The following is an 18286-nucleotide window of genomic DNA, read 5'->3' on the forward strand; positions in this document are numbered from 1 at the left end:
GGGTGGGCCGGACCTTTTTCGGCTCACCCGTCGTTCATTCCCGTGGGCGCTTGACCACAGTCGCGTCGTTACCGGCATGATCCCGTTGCGAAACCGTTGACTTGGGGGGGCGCTTCCCCCAATCGTTCCAACCATGCCCAAGCATGTCCTTCGGCGCGCCCGCGCCACCGCCCCCCGACGCGCCAGCGTCACCGGCAAGACCGCCTTGTCGCCGATCCTCCGCTCCGGCATCGTCGGGTTGATGATCGCGTGCGGCGTCGTGACCGCCGATCTGGCGGACGCGCAATCGCCCGCGCGGGCGCCCCAGCCGCCGACGCTGCTGACCGCCGATCAGGTGACGTTCGACGAGACGAACAATCTGGTCACGGCGACTGGCAATGTGGAGTTGGCGCAGGGCAAGCGCACCGTGCGCGCCGACAAGATCACGTACAACCAGAAAACCAAGGTCGTCACCGCGACCGGGGCCATTCGTTTGGTCGAGCCGTCGGGCGAGATCACCTTTGCCGACTATGCCGAACTGACGGACGATCTGAAGGACATGTTCATCGAGAACGTCCGCGTTCTGATGACCGACAACAGTCGTATGGTCGGCAACGAGGGCCAGCGTCGCGAAGGCAAGATCACCAAGGTCAGCCGTGGCGTCTACAGCCCTTGTGAGCTGTGCAAGTCTGATCCGAACAAGGCGCCCCTGTGGCAGATTCGGGCCGTCCGCGTCGTTCATGACAACGAGGAGCATGAGGTCCGCTATCAGGACGCCACGATGGAGTTCTTCGGAATTCCATTTTTCTACACGCCCTATCTGTCGCACGCCGACCCGTCTGTGGATCGCAAGAGCGGCTTTCTGACGCCATCCTTCGGCAACAGCTCCGATCTCGGCGCCATTCTGAAAACGCGCTATTACTGGGATATTGGCGACAACCAGGACGCCACGTTCGAGGTGAGCGGTTTTTCCAAGCAGGGGCTGCTGCTCGGGGGAAATTACCGCAAACGGTTCGAGAATGGCCGGTTGGAACTGGACGGCGCCATCACTCAAGGCGAATTGCCGAACGGCCCCGCTGCGGGAGCGCCGAAGGACAAACGCCTTCGTGGCTACGTCGCCGCCAAAGGTCTGTTCGACATCAACGACACATGGCGGGCCGGGTTTGACGTCAAGAAGGCCAGCGATGAAACATTCCTGCGTCGCTATTACGATGTCCGGGACGACTACCTGACCAGCAAGATTTTTGTCGAAGGATTCCGGGGGCGCAACTACGCCTCGCTGGCGGCTTTCGGCTTCCAGGATTTGCGTTACGGCAACACGACTCCGGAACCGATCGCGTTGCCGACGGCGCGCTACAACGCTTTGGGTGAGCCTGGAAGCCTGTTTGGCGGACGTTGGTCGTTGGACAGCAGCCTTCTCGCGGTCACGCGCCCGAACGACGCTGGGCCGAACTCCCGACGTGTCATGGTGCAGCCTGGCTGGCAACGCGACATCGTGTCGAACGTTGGCTTCATCACCACGCTGTCAGCCAATGTTCTGGCCGCCGGTTATTCCGCCGACCGCTTCAACACCGCCGATCCGACCACGCGCGGCAGCAGCGACGTCAGCCGTTTCCGCTTCTTCCCACAGGGGCAGGTCACGGTTCGTTATCCGTTCGTTCGCTATGGCGAATCCTCGCAACAGTTGATCGAGCCGATCATGCAAGCGACGGTGGCGCCAAAATTGCCGAATGGAAAGATTTTCCCGAACGAAGACAGCATCGACGTTGAATTCGACGAAGTCAATCTGCTGACCCCCAACCGTTACACAGGCATCGACCGGTTGGATGACGGCATGCGGGTCACATACGGCTTGCGCACCGCCTATTATGGCTACAAGCAAGGATCAGCGAGCCTGTTTCTCGGGCAAAGCCATCGCTTGACCAACGCCTCTGGCTTCAAGGTTGGTTCTGGTTTGGAAGACCATGTGTCGGACTATGTCGGACGCCTTGATCTGCAACCGGCCGATTGGCTGGATGTGAATTATGGCTTCCGAATCGACCATGACACACTGAAGCCACGCCGCCATTCGTTGAACGCGTCGGCGGGGGTCCCGCTGCTGCGCTTGGGAACCTCCTACACCTTCGTCGATCAGACTTCGTCCCGCACGACGACGACTCTTGACCGGGTTGAACAGGCGACGTTCTCGCTCAACTCGAATTTTGCGGCGAATTGGGGGTTGGGAATCTCCCATGTGCAAGCGATGGAACCGCAGCCAGGCCCGCGATCCACTCTCGCCACCCTCACCTATGGGGACGAGTGCCTTATTTTCCAGACCATCCTGCGCCGTGACTTCACCACGTCAAGCGATGGGGTGAAGGACGGCAACACCCTTTTCTTCCGGTTTGTCTTCAAGAATGTCGGTGAATTCAAGACACCGAGCATCAGCATGAATTTCCTGGGGAATTCGGCGACGAACAACTAATAAGGGATCGGAGCGGCAAGGATCGGAAGAATCTCCGACAGACGGCCAACCACGCGGTTGGCCGTTTTCGTATCCGCAACCGCTCCCATCGGATCAACCAACACCCGCAAGCCAACACCGGCCGCCTGAGCCGCCTGCATGTCGGTCGGCTGATCGCCGACGAAGATCGAGCGGGTCAGATCCAGGTCATGCCGTCGCGCCGCTTCCAGGATCATGCCTGGGGCGGGTTTGCGCCAAAAACTCTCGCGGGCAAAGCGTTCGACCGGCCCGGCCCGATGGTATGGGCAATGGTAAACGCCCGCCAAATCGACGCCACGCGCCCGGAACTCTTCGACCATCCAAGCCGTGAAGGCCAGAAACTCCAGCTCTGAAAAATACCCGCGCGCGATGCCCGACTGGTTGGTGATGACCGCAACGCGATAACCCCGATCCATCGCCGTTCGCGCCAGATCGAAGACGCCATCCATGAACTGAAAACGATCATGGGTTACGACATAGCCGTGATCGACGTTGATGACGCCGTCGCGGTCTAGAAACAGTGCGGGGCAAGACACGCGAGCATACTCCCGATGGTGAGCGCCATGCGGTGTTAGCACGCCCGCGCGCGATCTGAAAACAATGTCCCAGCCATCCCCTGTCAAGGGGTTGCATCGCACACGCGTTGCCGTTAGCCATAGGCGCTTTCCATTTCCAACGCCCGCGACGCATCCGATCATGACCCTGGGACGCTACGACTACGAACGCCGTTACCGCCGCCGCGTCTTGAGCGGGGTTGGCAAGTTTGGCTTGATGGCCGCCGTGGTGCTGGGCGTCGGTCTGTTCGCGTACCAGATGGGCATCGAACAGTTGAAGGGCCGCGACGTCACCTTGCGCGAAGAAATCGCCGCGTTGTCGCGCCAAAAGGCTGAGTTCGAGCTGTTGGCGACTCAGATGCAGCACGCCGCCCGCACCGCCGAAAGCCGCAGCGCCGAGTTGGAAGTCCGCCTTCAGCGCGAAGTCCCGACCGGCGATTTGGCGCGACTGAGCCAGTTGGTGGCCGAACGCCTCAAGAGTGGCCTGGACGCCAATCGTCTGGCTTTCATCATCAGCCAGGCGCAGGTTCAGCGCAATTGCCAGCCCGCCGACAGCAAGCGCTTCACCCTGACCACGCCTCTGCTCAAGGGCGGCGCGCGCGGCACAACCTTCTCCAACGGCGCCATCACCGTCACCGGCGAGGGACAATCCGCCCACAACGCCCAGGGCAATCCCGAAAGCTGGTTTGATCCGGGGCAGCCCGTGACCATCAAGATCACTGGAATCAGTGGCAAGAGCGTGGTCGCCGCCGGCGTTCTGCCGCTGCACCAGTCGCTTGTGATCGACAACAACGAATACCGTTTCACCTTCGCCCCTGGTCAGCGGTCCTTCGTCGACGTCACCGCCGACCGTTGCGCCTATCCCTGACAAACCGGATTCAACGGTGGATCGCGCCTTGGGCGTGATCCGCCCATAGGTTGACGAACACCTCTTCCAGCGCGCGAGCGAAGCGGTCGGTGTCGAACAGCGCGGCGTCGGGCAAGGCCGCCGACAGCCGCCTCTTCAAGGCCACCGTGGCCGCAGGATCGCGGGCCAGCCGCAACGCCGTCAATTCATAAGCGTCCCAATCCGCCATCACCAAATCCGGCAGGCCGACGGCGCGCAACAGGCTCGCCCCGACCCGTCCGACAAAGCTGCTCCCCAACACCGTCAACACCGGCAACCCAGCCCATAGCGCGTCGCTTGCGGTGGTGTGGGCGCCGACTGGCCCGGTGTCGAGAAACAGGTCAGCCAACCGGTAGCGCGCCAGATACTCCGGCCCCGGCAAACGCGGCGAGAAAACCAGCCGTTCCGGCGTGATTCCCCGCGCCGTCGCCTCCCGCCGCAGATTGGGCGCCACCTCGGCGTGACTGTCGAGCAGCCAGAGAACAGAGCCGGGCGCGTCGGCGAGAATCCGACACCAACGGTCGAACAGGGCTGGATTGATTTTGTAGGCGGCGTTGAAGCAGCAAAACACAAACCCTTGTTCGGGCAAGCCGCAAGCCGCCCGGTTGGGCGTTTCTCCAATCCGCCGGGCGCCGTCGTTCGGCTGGTAGCTTTCCGGCAGGCGGATGATTCGCTCGGAAAACTCGTCAGCCCGCTCAGGCGGAGCGACCACCGCGTCGGCGATGATCCAATCGATGAAAGGCGCGCCCATGGTTCCCGGATAGCCCAGCCATTGCGCCTGAACCGGAGCCGGTCGATGGGCGGCGATTCCAGGGCGGGCGTTGTTGGTGTGCCCCTTCAGATCGATCAGAATGTCAACATCGCGATCGTGCAGACAGCGCGCGGCGGCTTCGTCGGACAAGGCGGAGAGGTCAAGGAATTCGTCAAAGCCGCGCCGCAGCCGCGCCCGCAGCGGCCCGCCATCATCGGGGCCGTAAGACGCGCCGATGATGGTGAAACGATTGCGATCATGGCGCTCAATCAGTTCGGCGATCAGCACCGCCGTGGCGTGCTCGTGAAAATCGGCGGACAGATAACCGATGCGCAGCCGCTCATCCTTCTTTGTCCTGCGGATGGGAAAGGCAGGTTGAGCGCCGCGAGCGCGCCACGCGCTGTAGCGTTCGGCGCACAACCGTTCCAGACGCGGCCCGGCCCCCTCGCCCAGAAAGATCCAGGGGTGAATCTGCTGACTGGTTCCATCGCGCACCGCCGCGACCAGCCGTTCGGACAGACTCTCCAGGCCATCCCAGCGGCACAGATGGCGGCGTTGCTGAATCAACTGCGCCAGCGCCCCGCCACTGTCGGGCAAGCCCAATCGCAAGGCGCGCTCGAACCACGGCAGGCTGTCGGGCGCGCGCCCAACCTCCTTCAACGCAAGGGCCAGATTGGCTTGGGCCTCGGCCAGATCGGGGCGGAGCGTCAGCGTGTTCCGAAAGCCCTGGACGGCCTCCGCCATTTTGCCTTGATCCCGCCACACCGCCGCCAGATTGAGCCAACCGACGGCCAACCCGCCATCCAGCGCCAGGGCTTGGCGCAGCGCCGTTTCCGCTTCGGCAAGACGCCCCAATTCGCGCAGCATGGCGCCCTGGTTGCACGCAGCCCCGGCAAAATTCGGCATCAACCGGGCGGCTTCGCCATAGGCGTCCGCCGCCTCGGCGATCCGACCCAGGGCTTGCAGCGTGACGCCAAGGTTGAAGTGGTTGCCGCCGAAGCGCGGCAGCCACGCCACGGCTTGACGATGGTGGGCTTCAGCCTCCGCAGCGCGGCCTTGGCGGCGCAGCGCTTCACCATAGTTGGAACGGGCCACCGCCTCTTCTGGCGCGCCGGGTTGGTCCAACGCGTCCAGCACGGCGAACAGGGCGGGCAAGACCGACGAATCATTGGGCCGCATGGCCAAATGATGGCGATGGTCGGCCAGCGCTCTCAAAAGATCAGAGGTCGCGGTCACGTCACTTTCGCCGCCACTGCCCTGCCGGAGTCATCACAAACTGACCAGCGGGGGTGCGCTCCACCAATTGCTCCCCGGCCACCGCCTGGACCTTGTCCAGCGCCGTGCCGTTGCCGCGCGCGATCTCCTGATAGCGGACAAGGCGCTGGGCGTTGATTTCGGAAGCCAGCGCGCGCGCGGCGGCTGGCGCGTCGGGCAACGCGCCAACCAGACCGTCGGGTCGCTCGCCGATTTGCCCCGCCGTCTTGGCGGCGCTCAAGGCATCCTGGCCATAGACCAGCGTCGGCGCCGCCAGACTCATGACCAGAGCGAGAAGGGCGGGCATCAGGCGGCGCGTCATCATGGCGTTTGTCCTTTCACCGGAGCGGGCGGCAGGCCGAACAAGGCCGGATCGTTGCGGATGGCGCTGTCAACGTCCCGTTCGACCCGCACGCGGACCTCTTGCTCGATCCGAATGTTCAGATTGATCTCGATGGGCTTGTCGGGCGCTTCGATTTTGATCGTTGGCGCGCAGGCCGCCAGCGCCAAAATCGGAACGCCCAGCGCGAGCGAGAAGCGGGCGTCCGAACGATGAAAGAGCCAGTGTTTCATGATGACGATCACGGTTCCTTGTGGTCAACGACCGGGATGGTCGAAGCCGGTCATGCGTTCGCGCACCGCATCAGGGATGTGGTAGGCGTCGAGGCTTTGCCGCAAAATCCGGTCAAGCGCGCCCGACAGAGTAAGATTAAGCGCGACCGGATAGCCATCGTAGAATGTGGGGTTGGTTCCGCGCACCGCCAAGCCCGCGCGCAATTCGCCCCCCGCCTCCCCATCGATGGACAGCCGCAGGCTCTCGTAATGGAAATCGCTCAGCGCCCCCATCAACAGCGCCGTTGGGCTGCCTTCTGGACCGGACAGTCCCGCCGGTGGGCTGGCGGGCGCGTAGCGCAGCGAGCCAGGAGCGGATGACTCGAACACCGCCCCCTCCAAGCGGGCGCGTCCGTTTTGGATGCGCACCGGCAGAACGCCGGACAGAACGCCCGTCGCCTCCATCCCTTCAACCTGGATCGTCTCCAGCAGCTTGGCCACGTCCACCCCTTGGGCGCGCAGGGTGACGAGTCCTTTGGGCGCCGTCGGGGACATCTCGAACGGATCGGCGCGCACCGTGCCGCCGCTCCAGCGCCAAACAGCCTCGTCCACATCCACCTGTTGGTCTCGGCCATAGCCAAAGCGGACGACCCCGTCGGTCAGCGGCACGCCGACATCCAGCAGCGCCATCGCCACGCTCTGCCCTGTGGGAATGACCGGCGGCCACAGGCTGGACAGGGCCACCGCTCCGTTCAAGCCGACAACCGTCACTGGCCCGACCGCGCCGCCAACGCCCTCAAGCAGCAATTTTCCGCTTGATCGCAGCGCGTCGCCGTTCCAGCTCAGCGTCGCCCGCGCGGTGAGCGCGCCGCTGACCTTGGTCATGAGCGACGCCAGAAGCGGCGACAGATCGTTCAGCTTCGCTCCCTTCCCGCCAAGCCGCACGGGTTTGCCGCGCAGTTCCGCTTGCCCGGTTCCGGCGACCGGATCATGGGATCCTGAAAACCCCACCGACAACGCGCCACGCCCGCCGGTCACGGAGCCGGAAAACCGCCATGCCTCCCCCACAGACTGATCGACATGCGCCGTCAACGACAGAGGACCGACCACGGGCATGGCGCGGTTGTCGCGAATCGCGTCAACGCTCAGATCCAGCATGACGGCGCGGTCGGAGGCTTGCGTCAGCGTCACAGACGCTGCGTCGGCGCGCAACTTGCGTGTCGGCGCGTCGATGCGTGGAACCAGCAGGGCGCCGGTCAGCACGGTTCCCTGGGGCGACCAACGAAGCAATGGCTTGTCCTCAACGGCGCACAGACGCGCGCCCTCGGGCGACAGCAGCGGCGTCTCCGTAATCGTCACATCCTCAACGCGCAACGTCAGGCAGCCGACTGGCGCCAGGGCAATCTCGCCCCACCCCAGCCAATCGACCGCCAGCGCGCCAGACAAGACAATGCGCCCACCGATGGCGTCGCCGCCCGCCGCTGGATCTTTCACCAGGGTGACGGCCAGGGCCACCCCCGGCGGAGCCATCGTAAGTTCCAATGTGTTGACGGTCGCGGTGGCTCCGACCACTCCCGCCTCTCGCAGGGTCGCTGTGGTCAATTCGTCAAGACGGGCGCGCAATAGAGAAAGGGCCGCGACCGCCAGCGTCACCAGAACCACCAGAGCCGCCATCACCGCCCATCGCCCGCGCGCCCTCATCCCCTGTCCCCACCATCCGTGCAACATCCTGATGCTGCCCCACGCACAACCCTATCGCCCGTGACCATTGAAGGATACAGTCCGCCGCGTCGGGCGGCTTTGCATGGGGCGGCTTTTCCCCTATGGTCCCCGGCGCGGAATTCGGCTCATCGGAGTGTTTCCCATGTTGCGGTGGACCCGCGTCTTGTTGGCGGCCCTGTTCGCCATGTTTCTATTCTCTCAGGGGGAGGCCAAGGCCTTGGAACCGGAAAACACCCTTTATCTCGACCTCAAAGACGGTCGCGTGGTGATCGAGCTGCGCCCGGATCTGGCGCCGAATCACGTCGCCCGCATCAAGGAGCTGACTCGCGAAGGCTTCTACAACGGCGTTGTCTTCCACCGCGTGATCGAAGGCTTCATGGCCCAGACGGGCGACCCGACCGGCACTGGCTCGGGCGGCTCGGGCAAGCCGAAGCTGAAGGCCGAATTCTCCAGCGCGCCGCACATTCGCGGCACGCTGTCGATGGCCCGCACCAACGACCCCGACAGCGCGGACAGCCAGTTCTTCATCTGCTTCGCCCCGTCGTCCTTCCTTGACCGTCAGTACACGGTGTGGGGCCGAGTCGTCGAAGGAATGGAGTTTGTTGACAAGATCAAGAAGGGCAGTCAGTCCCGGAACGGTCAAGTCACCGACCCCGACAAGATCATCAAGATGCAGGTTGCGGCGGACGTCAAGTAACGTCCCTGCTGTCTTGCAAAGAAAAAGGGACTGGTTCGCCAGTCCCTTTTTTGTTCTGGAAAACGGCGGTTTTGAAACGCGTCACCCGATGCCAAGCGCATTGGTCATCAAGCGCAGCAAATCGCGCATGCTTTGCGGACGTTCCTGCCAGCGCATGGAAAGACCTGACAGCAGCACCTTCTCAAAAGCGGGCGGCAGACCGACGCCCAACTCGTTGGGTTTCGGCACTTTGTCGTTCATGAAGCGCGCGGTCGCGTCTGGCGGGGTCTTGCCGGTCAAAGCCAGATAGATTGTCGCGCACATGGCGTAGACGTCCGACCAAGGCCCTTGTTTGCCCTCGTTGGAATATTGCTCCGGCGGGGCGAAACCGGGTTTGAGGATCACCGTCAACCCGGCCCCCTGCCCGCCGGTCGCTTGACGAGCCGCGCCAAAATCCAAAAGCTTTCGTTCACCACCGTTGGTCAGAAAAATATTGTCGGGGCTGATGTCGCGGTGGATCAGCCCCTGTTCATGGATGGTCTGCAACGCCTTCATGATCGGGCCAAGCACCGCCAGGGTGCGGCGCACGTCCAGCCGCCCGCCGTTGTCGGCAAGGTATTTTTTCATGGTGCGCCCTTCCAGCAGCTCCATGACCAGATAGGCGGTGGCGTTCTCCTCGAAGAAATCCTGAACGCCAACGATCTCCTTGACGTCGCGCAGGCGGGCCAGCATACGCGCCTCGTCCAGGAATTTGGTCAGACCTGTCGAAAAGCTCTGGGCGTGCTCGTCAGAAAAGGGAATGACGTCGCTGGACCCCTGGGCGCGGGAAATCAAGCTGGAGGGATAGTATTCCTTGATCGCCACCTTCACACGCAGGCGGTCGTCCCATCCCAAATAGGTCGCGCCAAAACCGCCCTGCCCCAGCACTCGGCCAGCCTTGTATCGGTTCATCAGCGTGGTGCCGGGCATCAGGTGGACGCCGGGCCGGTTGTCGGATTTTGCCGGATAACCGCAGTCTCGACAGGTTTCCTGCGCGGGACGGGCGGCAAAGCAACTTGGGCACAAGCCCGGCGCGCCCACCGTCGCTGGGGCAGGCGCGCCAGCGCCGCGCGGGGCCGCCACCGTCACCGCCGCCATGCCCGGCGGTTGTGGTTGCTGCGGCGCGACAGCCGGTGCGCGGGCTGGAGCGACCATGACGGTTTCCGCAGCAAGGACCGGCATGACCGGCGTGGGCAGCGGCGCCGCCACGGTGGCCGCTGAATGAGCCGCCGGAATCTGCGGAGCCGAAGCCGAAGAGGTCGGGAGCTGCCGCAAGCGCTCCAACAGCTCAAACAGGCGGCGGACCTCGGCCTGCGCCATGTCGTTGTTTTGTTGAGCGGCGAGGTCAGCCTGAAACTGCGGTTGACGGACAATTTCCAGAACATGCTGGCGCATCAGAGGCAAGGCGCCATCGTCACGAATAAGGTTGGAGCAGGCGATTTCCGCCAGCCGAATCGTGCGGCGGCGCAGCACCGGCTCTATCTGACGAAGGCGGGCGGCCAGACGGCCCGATTTCACATACTCATCCACCGCCCGTTCGGCGCGCGCGGCGATGCGCGCGCGCGCGTCCTCAGGCAGACCTGAGTCGCGGATGGACGTCACAGCCGCGTTGAAACCCTGCTCCAGCAACGCGATGTCCGGCGTCTGGACCAGCATGTTTTCGATCAAAACCTCGTTGCCGACCGCCGCCTCCAACGAGGCGACGATCTCGTCCATGTGGCGCTCGGCGGCAGGAGCGGCGGACACGGCGGTCAAATAATGGATGCGGCAGATCAGATCTGATTGGCCTTCGCTGACGCCGACGATCGATTTGCGGTAAGCGCTGGCCCCCCCCTGCTCCAAACGACGGGAATAGCGCACGGTCAGGCCATCGGCCATTCCCGGGCCGCCGATCAGACCGCCTCGGGTCAGAAGATGGCCGGTCAACGTCTTCAGAATCTCATTTTCCTGATCGACGCTTCCCCGTCCCAACGGTTGCGGAGCCTTCAATTGCCGACGGATGCGGTCGAGCAGCGCCATCCGCGCCTGTGGAAGTTTTCCTTGCCGAAACAAGGCGTTGAGAACGCCCAGCCGATTCGGTCCCATGGCGTCCATGCTGACCCGCCCGAACAGCAGATCGCACAGCGCCACAAGAAACGAACCGGGCAGCAGAGTGTTGCCGAACAATTCCAATCCGGCGCCGACCGACGTCAAGACATCGCCAATGACCCCATCGACCGCGTCGGACAGCCGCGCGTCCTTGTCCCACTGGTAAAGATCAAGCAATCGATCCAGCTTGACCGACCATGTGCGAAGCTCGTTCAACTCAAGGCTGAGCGCCACCCGCAGATCATACGCCACATCGCCCGTCGGCGATTTTCCCGGCGGCGCCGCCAGAACCGAATCAATGGCCGAACGCCCCTTGGGGATGCTGGCGAAGGCCACTTGCGCGATTCGCGCCTTGCCCCATGTTTCGTCAATTGCGGTTTGAATCGCCACCCGGCGGGCGCGTTGCTCCTGGCCGGGCAAGCGCGCCTGGACGGTGGCGATCTTGGCCGCCGCGCTTTCGACAAGCTGACCGCTGTCCATCAACGCCTTCAGCGCTTTGGCGTGATGGATCACCTCGGTCGGCGTCAGCACCAGCGGGTCCAGATAGGACCGCAGCGCGACGCCAATCACAACACGGGCCTGCCAGGCGTGGTAATCAGCCAAGCTTGCGCAAAGCTCCGCCTCATCGACAATGCCGACGGAGGCGGAATGGGGGGACGCAACCAGGCGGTTTGGCAGTGGGCTGGACACACGAACCTTTCACGCAGAGACGGCAGGCGGGCGGCGATCTCACAGAGACGACAGTGTGACCTCGCGTCGGTAAAGGACGCGTATACGATAGCGAGGTTTTTCGTTAAAAGCATTGGAGTTCTCGCTGATCCGCAGCGCCCGTTTCCTTCCCTCTTCGCATGTGCGATAAAAGCTGAAGGACCAGCAGCGGGGAACGCTTATGATTGAGACCGGCAACGATGTTGTGTTGCAGCATGGCGCGATGCTCTGCCGCCTTGCTCCCCGCTGCGGCGGGTCCATCGTCTCATGGTCGAAAACCGGAGCCAGTGGCCGCGTTGATCTGTTCCGTCCCGCGTCCATCGCCACAGAATCCGGCCTGTCGCCAACGGACATGGCCTGTTTTCCGCTCGTTCCCTTCTCAAATCGGATCGACGGAGGGCGCTTCACTTTTCAGGGGCGTTCCGTGTCGTTGCCACCCAACCCCGGCTTTTCACACGCGATTCATGGTCATGGCTGGACCGCGCCCTGGATTGTCGAAGAGCGCGGCGACCGGGCCGCCCGCCTGTCCTACCATCATCAGGCCGACGCTTGGCCGTGGCGTTACAGCGCCTTTCAGACCATCGCGCTCGACGATGACGGGTTGATCGTGAGCCTGGATCTGGTGAACGACTCCGACAGCGACATGCCCGCCGGGTTGGGGTTGCACCCTTATTTTCCCAAGCCGCCCGGCACACGGGTGACGGCGGGTTTGACCGGCATGTGGGAAAACGACGGCAGCGTTTTGCCGCGCGCGCGTGTGCCATTGCCGACCACCCTGAATTTTCCGGCAGGGGTCGCCATGGATGATGGCGTGCGCCTCGACCACGGCTTCACCGGCTGGAATGGTTTGGCGACGGTGACATGGACGGATGGAGCGGCGGATGGAACCAGCGTCAGCATTCTGGCCGATGGCCCCTTTGGACATTTGATTGTTTACGCCCCAAGCGGCGACTCTTTCCTTTGCCTGGAACCGGTCAGTCACATGACCGACGCGGTCAACCGTTCGGACGAGGCCGACGCTGGAGTCATCGCCCTGCCCCCAGGTGAACGGTTGAGCGGCACGGTGCGTTTTCGCGTGTCGTCCCCTTAAAACCGCTTCCGGAGATGTCAGCGACAGCGGACAAAGCTGGCGGCAAAGGTGGACGGCGGCGCCATTTGAACGGTCAAACGATCCAGGCGCGGCGTTTCCGCCGCGTCCAGGCGAACCAACGCTTGGAGGTTGCCGTTGCCGTCAATCAGATTGACGCCTTTGCTGAATTCGCTGGTCGCGGCCAGTCGGCCTTCAACGGGAAAACCAGGAACGCGCGGATCGACCAAATTGGCCGTCTGCTCTCGCGTCACCTCAAAATACGAACTGCGGCAATCATCAATGGCGGCGCGGCTGATCGGATCGGCCTTGGCCCAGCGACCAACCAGAGCGTTGACCGAGACCGGGCGGGTCAAGGTCGCCGGACGCGCTTGGACTGGGAGCAAGCGCGGGGCGACCGCGTCGGTGATGGTCAGCGGTAGGTCTGCGACCGGCTTGCCACGCGCCACCCGCTGGGCCTCAACCTGCGCCGTGCGTGTGGCAAAGCTGCGCGCCAGACACTCCGTTCGAGTTTTTGCGGCCTTGGCGTCCGTCAGGTCGCTGGGCGTGACCGGGCAAATCTCGTTGCGGCGGGACAGCCACAGGGTTTGCTGAGCGTCAATGGCCAATCGCCCGTTGGCGTCGGTGGTCTCGCCCAACGCCGCCACAGCTCCGGCCAAGCTGGCCGCCGCTTGACGGAGCGCGGCGTCACGGCAAATCAACTGCGCCACTGGCGTGTCGGCGGCCGCGCAATCATCAGCGGCCAGCGCCGGAGCCGCAGCCAGAAATCCAGCCAGAAGACCGCCAACCGAAGCAAGCAGAACAGACCGCATCGCAAAATCCCTCACGCCGTCGGGAACGCTTCCAGCACCGCTTTCACCTGACGCTGGAAATCCTGATCGCTGCGATAGCGCGTCACGACCGACTTGTCACGTTCCACGAAGAACATCATGGTTTCACGGCTGGGCATGGCGCGCGGGCTGGGCTTGTCAAGCAACTCGCCATTCCAATCGACGCGCGCCATGAAATAGACGGCGCGGGCGAAAAGCATGAACAACTTGTTGTCTGGGGCCAATTTTTCCCGACGGATCAAGGCGTAATAGTAATAATTCCGCCCATGGAAATAATTGGTGTGAATAGCTTGCAAGGCCGCGAAGCGCTCATCGGAGCCATTGATTTTCTTGATGGCTTTTTCCATGCGGAAGCCGGCAAAGAAATATTCACGCGCCTCATGCTCAAAGGAAAAGGCGCTGCCCTTCACCATGGCCATCTGTTCGCCATAACGTTTCAGCGCCCGGTTCATCAGCAATTCCAAGAAACGCCGCTCAGCCATCAAGGTGTCCGGAATCTGCGGCAGCATCTCGAACACATGGCGCAGATGATAGGGGTGCCGGACGACGATGGTCGGAACTGTTGATTTCTTGCTTTTTGCGGGCGCTCGCTTCTCCGCCACCAACGTCACGGAGGGCGACAACGACGCCATCGTGGCGTGAATGGTGTCGTGCAACTTCCAGCGCAGCTTGGTGTCCGCCGATTGGCTGCCCATGCTCAAGCGAGACAGGGCGCGCTTGATCCGGCTGCCAAGGGTTTCCTTGGGCAGTTTGTTGGTTGGCAGGTTGGGAACGATCAACGGGTTGCCGAGAATATCGTTTGTTGGCGGCAGCGGTTTGAAATTGAAATATTTTCCCGTGACCACACCACGGCCAGCCCCCCCCATTCCACCAGCGGACTGGGAATCGCCATCCATGGAAGAGGTCGCCAACGACGCCATCCTTGCTTTCAATCCCGCTTTAGAGAATTACCAAAACGTTAACCTATATAGAGGGGAACGCGAACGGATGAAAGTCTGGCTGCGTCCGTTGAGAAAGATCGTGACTTTTTCGCAACTGCGATAGGACCATGACGCACACGCCCTGTCAGGTCGGATTTTTCAATGATACCGTGGTGGGCGAAGCGCCGGACCAACCGACGCGCGATAGATTTTGAACAGGCATGAGGTGGGGTACACATGGCGATCCACGTCGCGTTGAACCATAAGACCATTTACCGTTACGACCGGCTGGTCTCTCTCGGTCCACAGATCGTCCGCCTTCGCCCCGCTCCGCATTGTCGAACGCCGATCCTCAGCTATTCGCTGCGGGTGACGCCGAAACACCATTTCCTGAATTGGCAGCAGGATCCGCAATCCAACTATCAGGCCCGCTTCGTCTTCCCGGAAAAAACACGGGAGTTCATCGTCGAGGTCGATCTGGTCGCCGAAATCGCCTCGATCAACCCCTTCGATTTCTTCTTGGAAGAAAAGGCGAATCACTACCCCTTCGCCTACGAAGACTGGTTGCAAAAGGAACTTCGGCCCTATTTGGAGACCGAAGAGGTTGAACCGGCGCTGGCGGAGTATCTGAGCGGAATCTCCCGCGACAAGACCCCGACCATTGATTTCCTGATCGCCATCAACCAACGGCTCCAGAGCGAAATCGGCTATGTCATTCGGATGGAGCCGGGCATCCAGACTTGCCAGGAAACGCTGACCAAGCGCACCGGCTCCTGCCGCGATTCGGCGTGGCTGCTGGTTCAGATCTTCCGCCATCTCGGTTTGGCCGCCCGTTTCGTCTCAGGCTACCTGATTCAGCTCACCGCCGATCAAAAGTCGTTGGACGGCCCGTCCGGCACGGAAACCGATTTCACCGACCTGCACGCCTGGACCGAGGTTTTCTTGCCCGGCGCCGGTTGGGTCGGCTTGGATCCCACCTCCGGCCTGCTGGCGGGCGAGGGGCACATTCCGCTGGCCTGCACGCCCGACGCGTCCTCCGCCGCGCCGATCTCCGGCCTCGTTGACGAGGCGGAGGTTGAGTTCGAGCATGAGATGACCGTCACGCGCATCTATGAGGCGCCGCGCGTCACCAAGCCCTACACGCCGCAACAATGGTCGGCCATCGAAGCGCTCGGCCATCGGGTGGACGAGGATCTGAAGGCGGGCGACGTCCGCCTGACCATGGGCGGCGAGCCGACCTTCGTATCGATCGACGACATGGAAGGGGCGGAATGGAACACCGCCGCCGTCGGCCCCAACAAGCGCCGTCTGGCCGCCGATCTGATCCACCGGATGATGAAGCGCTTCGCCCCCGGCGGGTTGCTGCATTTCGGTCAGGGCAAATGGTATCCCGGCGAATCGCTGCCGCGCTGGGCGATGACCGTTTATTGGCGGCGCGACGGCGAAGCCCTGTGGGCCAACACCGATCTGCTGGCCCGTGAAAACGTCGATTATGGCCACACCGCGCAGGACGCGGGCGTCTTTCTGGTGACGCTGGCCAAGCGGCTGGGCGTCGATCCGGCGGTCGTGCTCGCCGCTTATGAGGATTCTTGGTATTACCTGAACAAGGAGGCCAAGCTTCCCGTCAACGTCGATCCGCTGGAAAGCAAGCTCGACGACAAGGAAGAACGCGCCCGCCTGGCCCGCGTCTTCACCAAGGGCCTGAACGAGCCGGTCGGCTTCGCCATGCCGATCAACCGCCGCATGACCCAGAAGGGTCCGGTGTGGCTGTCCAGCACATGGCCGCTGCGTCAGCAAAAGCTGGTGCTGATTCCCGGCGACAGCCCGGTCGGCTACCGCCTGCCGCTGGGATCCCTGCCCTGGGTGTCGAAGAGCGATTACCCCTACGCCTGGGAAACCGATCCCTTTGAGGAGCGGAAGCCCCTGCCCCCTCACCCGCTCCAACGCAGCCAGGACACCCGCCGCGCCGCGCGCGAGGCGGATCGCGGCGTGCATGGCGAGGCGCGCGAGGCGCAGCGCCAACGGGTGATGGCCGAGGTCCGCGCCGAGGTCCCCGAGGAGGGCAAATCGGCCTGGTGGATCGTCCGCACCGCGCTGACCTGCGAGGCGCGCAACGGTCGCCTGCACATGTTCATGCCGCCGATGAGCACGCTGGAGGATTACATCGCCATGCTGGCGGAGATCGAGGCGACCGCCGTCGAACTCGACATGCCGGTGGTGATCGAAGGCTACCAGCCGCCCAAAGATCCGCGCCTGAACTCGCTGGCCGTCACCCCCGACCCCGGCGTGATCGAGGTGAACATCCACCCGGCCCACAGTTGGGACGAGCTGGTGCGCAACACCATCGACCTGTACGAAGACGCTCGGCAATCCCGCCTGTGCGCCGAGAAGTTCATGATCGACGGACGCCATTCCGGCACCGGCGGCGGCAATCATGTGGTGATGGGCGGCGCCACGGCGGCGGACAGCCCGTTCCTGCGCCGCCCCGATTTGCTGCGCAGCCTCATCACCTATTGGCAGAATCACCCGGCGCTGTCCTACGTCTTTTCGGGCATGTTCATCGGCCCGACCAGCCAGGCCCCGCGCGTGGACGAGGCGCGCGACGACCAGCTTTACGAGCTGGAAATCGCCTTCAACCAGATCGATCAGCAATTGGCCAGCTTCGGCCAGTGCCCGCCCTGGATGATCGACCGCATCCTGCGCAACCTGCTGGTGGACGTTCAGGGCAACACCCACCGGGCGGAATTCTGCATCGACAAGCTCTATTCGCCCGACAGCTCCACCGGGCGGCTTGGGCTGGTCGAGTTCCGCGCCTTTGAAATGCCGCCGCACGCGGAAATGAGCCTGACGCAGCAGCTTCTAATGCGGGCGCTGGTCGCGCGCTTCTGGAAGACGCCCTACAAGGGCAAGCTGGTGCGCTGGGGCAACGAGTTGCACGACCGTTTCATGCTGCCTTATTTCGTGCAGCAGGATTTGAACGACGTGTTGCAGGATTTGCGCGATCACGGCTATCCGCTTCAGGACAACTGGTTCGCCCCGCACATGAACTTCCGCTTCCCCACCTATGGGCAGGTCAACCAGCGCGGCATCAGCCTGGAACTGCGCATGGCGCTGGAGCCGTGGCATGTGCTGGGCGAGGAACCGGGCGGCGGCGGCACGGTGCGTTACGTGGACAGCTCGGTGGAGCGGGTGCAGGTGCGCGTGAGCGGCCTGATCGACGCGCGCTTCGCCATCACCTGCAACGGGCGGCGCGTGCCGCTGGTCCCCACCGGGACGGAGGGCGAGTTCGTTGGCGGCGTGCGGTACCGCGCGTGGCAACCGCCGTCTTGCTTGCACCCGACCATCCCGGTCCACACCCCGTTGATCTTCGACATCGTGGACACCTGGGCGGGGCGCTCCATCGGCGGCAGCACCTACCACGTCATGCATCCGGGCGGGCGCAACTACGACACCTTCCCGGTCAACGCGAACGAGGCGGAGGGCCGTCGTCTCGCCCGCTTCTTCCCCTTCGGCCACACGCCGGGGCCGATGACCGTGGCGGAGGAGGAGCGCAATCCGCAATTCCCGATGACGCTGGATTTGCGTCGCGGGTAAACGTGACATCCTGAGTCGCGTGTGGATTGTTTGTAAAGGCAATCCACACGCCCCTCAACGCATGCAGAGGCAGGAAATCGACGCTCACCGGACGTTTTCTCTCCGTATTCTTGTATGATTCGGCCTGTTTTTCATCTCACTCGCGCGATAATGCTACACGCACT

Annotated in this window: 13 protein-coding genes; 5 read left to right on the forward strand and 8 right to left on the reverse strand. The window is 63.2% G+C overall.

Annotation, left to right across the window (positions count from 1 at the left end; genetic code table 11):
• Positions 1 to 133 precede the first annotated feature (133 nt).
• A complete protein-coding gene (locus ACODS4_RS22570; RefSeq protein WP_488867788.1) occupies positions 134 to 2443 on the forward strand; it encodes an LPS-assembly protein LptD in 2310 nt (769 codons plus the stop codon).
• On the opposite strand, the gene ACODS4_RS22575 is transcribed toward ACODS4_RS22570, so the two are convergent.
• A complete protein-coding gene (locus tag ACODS4_RS22575; protein WP_488867790.1) occupies positions 2440 to 2997 on the reverse strand; it encodes a D-glycero-alpha-D-manno-heptose-1,7-bisphosphate 7-phosphatase in 558 nt (185 codons plus the stop codon). The two genes, ACODS4_RS22570 and ACODS4_RS22575, sit on opposite strands and share 4 nt — an antisense overlap.
• A gap of 160 nt (positions 2998 to 3157) precedes the next feature.
• Here ACODS4_RS22575 and ACODS4_RS22580 point away from each other — a divergent pair, with 160 nt between their 5' ends.
• A complete protein-coding gene (locus ACODS4_RS22580; protein ID WP_488867792.1) occupies positions 3158 to 3883 on the forward strand; it encodes a hypothetical protein in 726 nt (241 codons plus the stop codon).
• Positions 3884 to 3893: 10 nt separating this feature from the next.
• On the opposite strand, the gene ACODS4_RS22585 is transcribed toward ACODS4_RS22580, so the two are convergent.
• From ACODS4_RS22585 to ACODS4_RS22600, 4 genes are read right to left on the reverse strand one after another with little or no spacing between them, the layout of a single operon-like run.
• The gene (locus ACODS4_RS22585; protein WP_488867794.1) at positions 3894 to 5888 is read right to left on the reverse strand and encodes an O-linked N-acetylglucosamine transferase, SPINDLY family protein; all 1995 of its coding nucleotides are present in this window, start codon (positions 5886 to 5888) and stop codon (positions 3894 to 3896) included.
• 1 nt (position 5889) lies between these two features.
• On the reverse strand, positions 5890 to 6231 hold the full coding sequence (locus tag ACODS4_RS22590; RefSeq protein ID WP_488867796.1) for a YdbL family probable chaperone protein: 342 nt from the start codon (positions 6229 to 6231) through the stop codon (positions 5890 to 5892).
• Entirely contained in the window at positions 6228 to 6479 is a 252-nt protein-coding gene (locus ACODS4_RS22595; RefSeq protein WP_488867798.1) for a YnbE family lipoprotein, read from the reverse strand. Before ACODS4_RS22595 ends, ACODS4_RS22590 begins: the two co-directional genes overlap by 4 nt.
• A 24-nt stretch (positions 6480 to 6503) precedes the next feature.
• Positions 6504 to 8132: an intermembrane phospholipid transport protein YdbH family protein gene (locus ACODS4_RS22600; RefSeq protein ID WP_488867800.1), complete on the reverse strand. Its 1629-nt coding sequence runs from the start codon at positions 8130 to 8132 to the stop codon at positions 6504 to 6506.
• 190 nt (positions 8133 to 8322) lie between these two features.
• On the opposite strand from ACODS4_RS22600, the gene ACODS4_RS22605 reads away from it, so the two are divergent.
• Positions 8323 to 8877 carry a peptidylprolyl isomerase gene (locus ACODS4_RS22605; protein WP_488867802.1) on the forward strand — a complete coding sequence of 185 codons (555 nt, stop codon included), beginning with the start codon at positions 8323 to 8325 and terminating at the stop codon, positions 8875 to 8877.
• Positions 8878 to 8958: 81 nt separating this feature from the next.
• Here ACODS4_RS22605 and ACODS4_RS22610 read toward each other — a convergent pair whose 3' ends face one another.
• Positions 8959 to 11586: a serine/threonine-protein kinase gene (locus ACODS4_RS22610; protein WP_488867804.1), complete on the reverse strand. Its 2628-nt coding sequence runs from the start codon at positions 11584 to 11586 to the stop codon at positions 8959 to 8961.
• 286 nt (positions 11587 to 11872) lie between these two features.
• Between ACODS4_RS22610 and ACODS4_RS22615 the strand changes: the two genes are divergently transcribed.
• Positions 11873 to 12781, forward strand: a complete 909-nt coding sequence (locus ACODS4_RS22615; protein WP_488867806.1) for an aldose 1-epimerase — start codon at positions 11873 to 11875, stop codon at positions 12779 to 12781.
• Positions 12782 to 12798: 17 nt separating this feature from the next.
• Here the strand turns inward: ACODS4_RS22615 and ACODS4_RS22620 are convergent, their stop codons facing one another.
• Both ACODS4_RS22620 and ACODS4_RS22625 read right to left on the reverse strand, forming a co-directional pair.
• Positions 12799 to 13590: a lysozyme inhibitor LprI family protein gene (locus ACODS4_RS22620; RefSeq protein WP_488867808.1), complete on the reverse strand. Its 792-nt coding sequence runs from the start codon at positions 13588 to 13590 to the stop codon at positions 12799 to 12801.
• Positions 13591 to 13601: 11 nt separating this feature from the next.
• Positions 13602 to 14528, reverse strand: coding sequence for a hypothetical protein (locus tag ACODS4_RS22625; RefSeq protein WP_488867810.1), 927 nt, complete (start codon positions 14526 to 14528; stop codon positions 13602 to 13604).
• Between the two features lie 237 nt (positions 14529 to 14765).
• Between ACODS4_RS22625 and ACODS4_RS22630 the strand changes: the two genes are divergently transcribed.
• A complete protein-coding gene (locus tag ACODS4_RS22630; RefSeq protein ID WP_488867812.1) occupies positions 14766 to 18122 on the forward strand; it encodes a transglutaminase family protein in 3357 nt (1118 codons plus the stop codon).
• Positions 18123 to 18286 lie beyond the last annotated feature (164 nt).

The organism is Azospirillum sp. FG154, assembly GCF_057809575.1.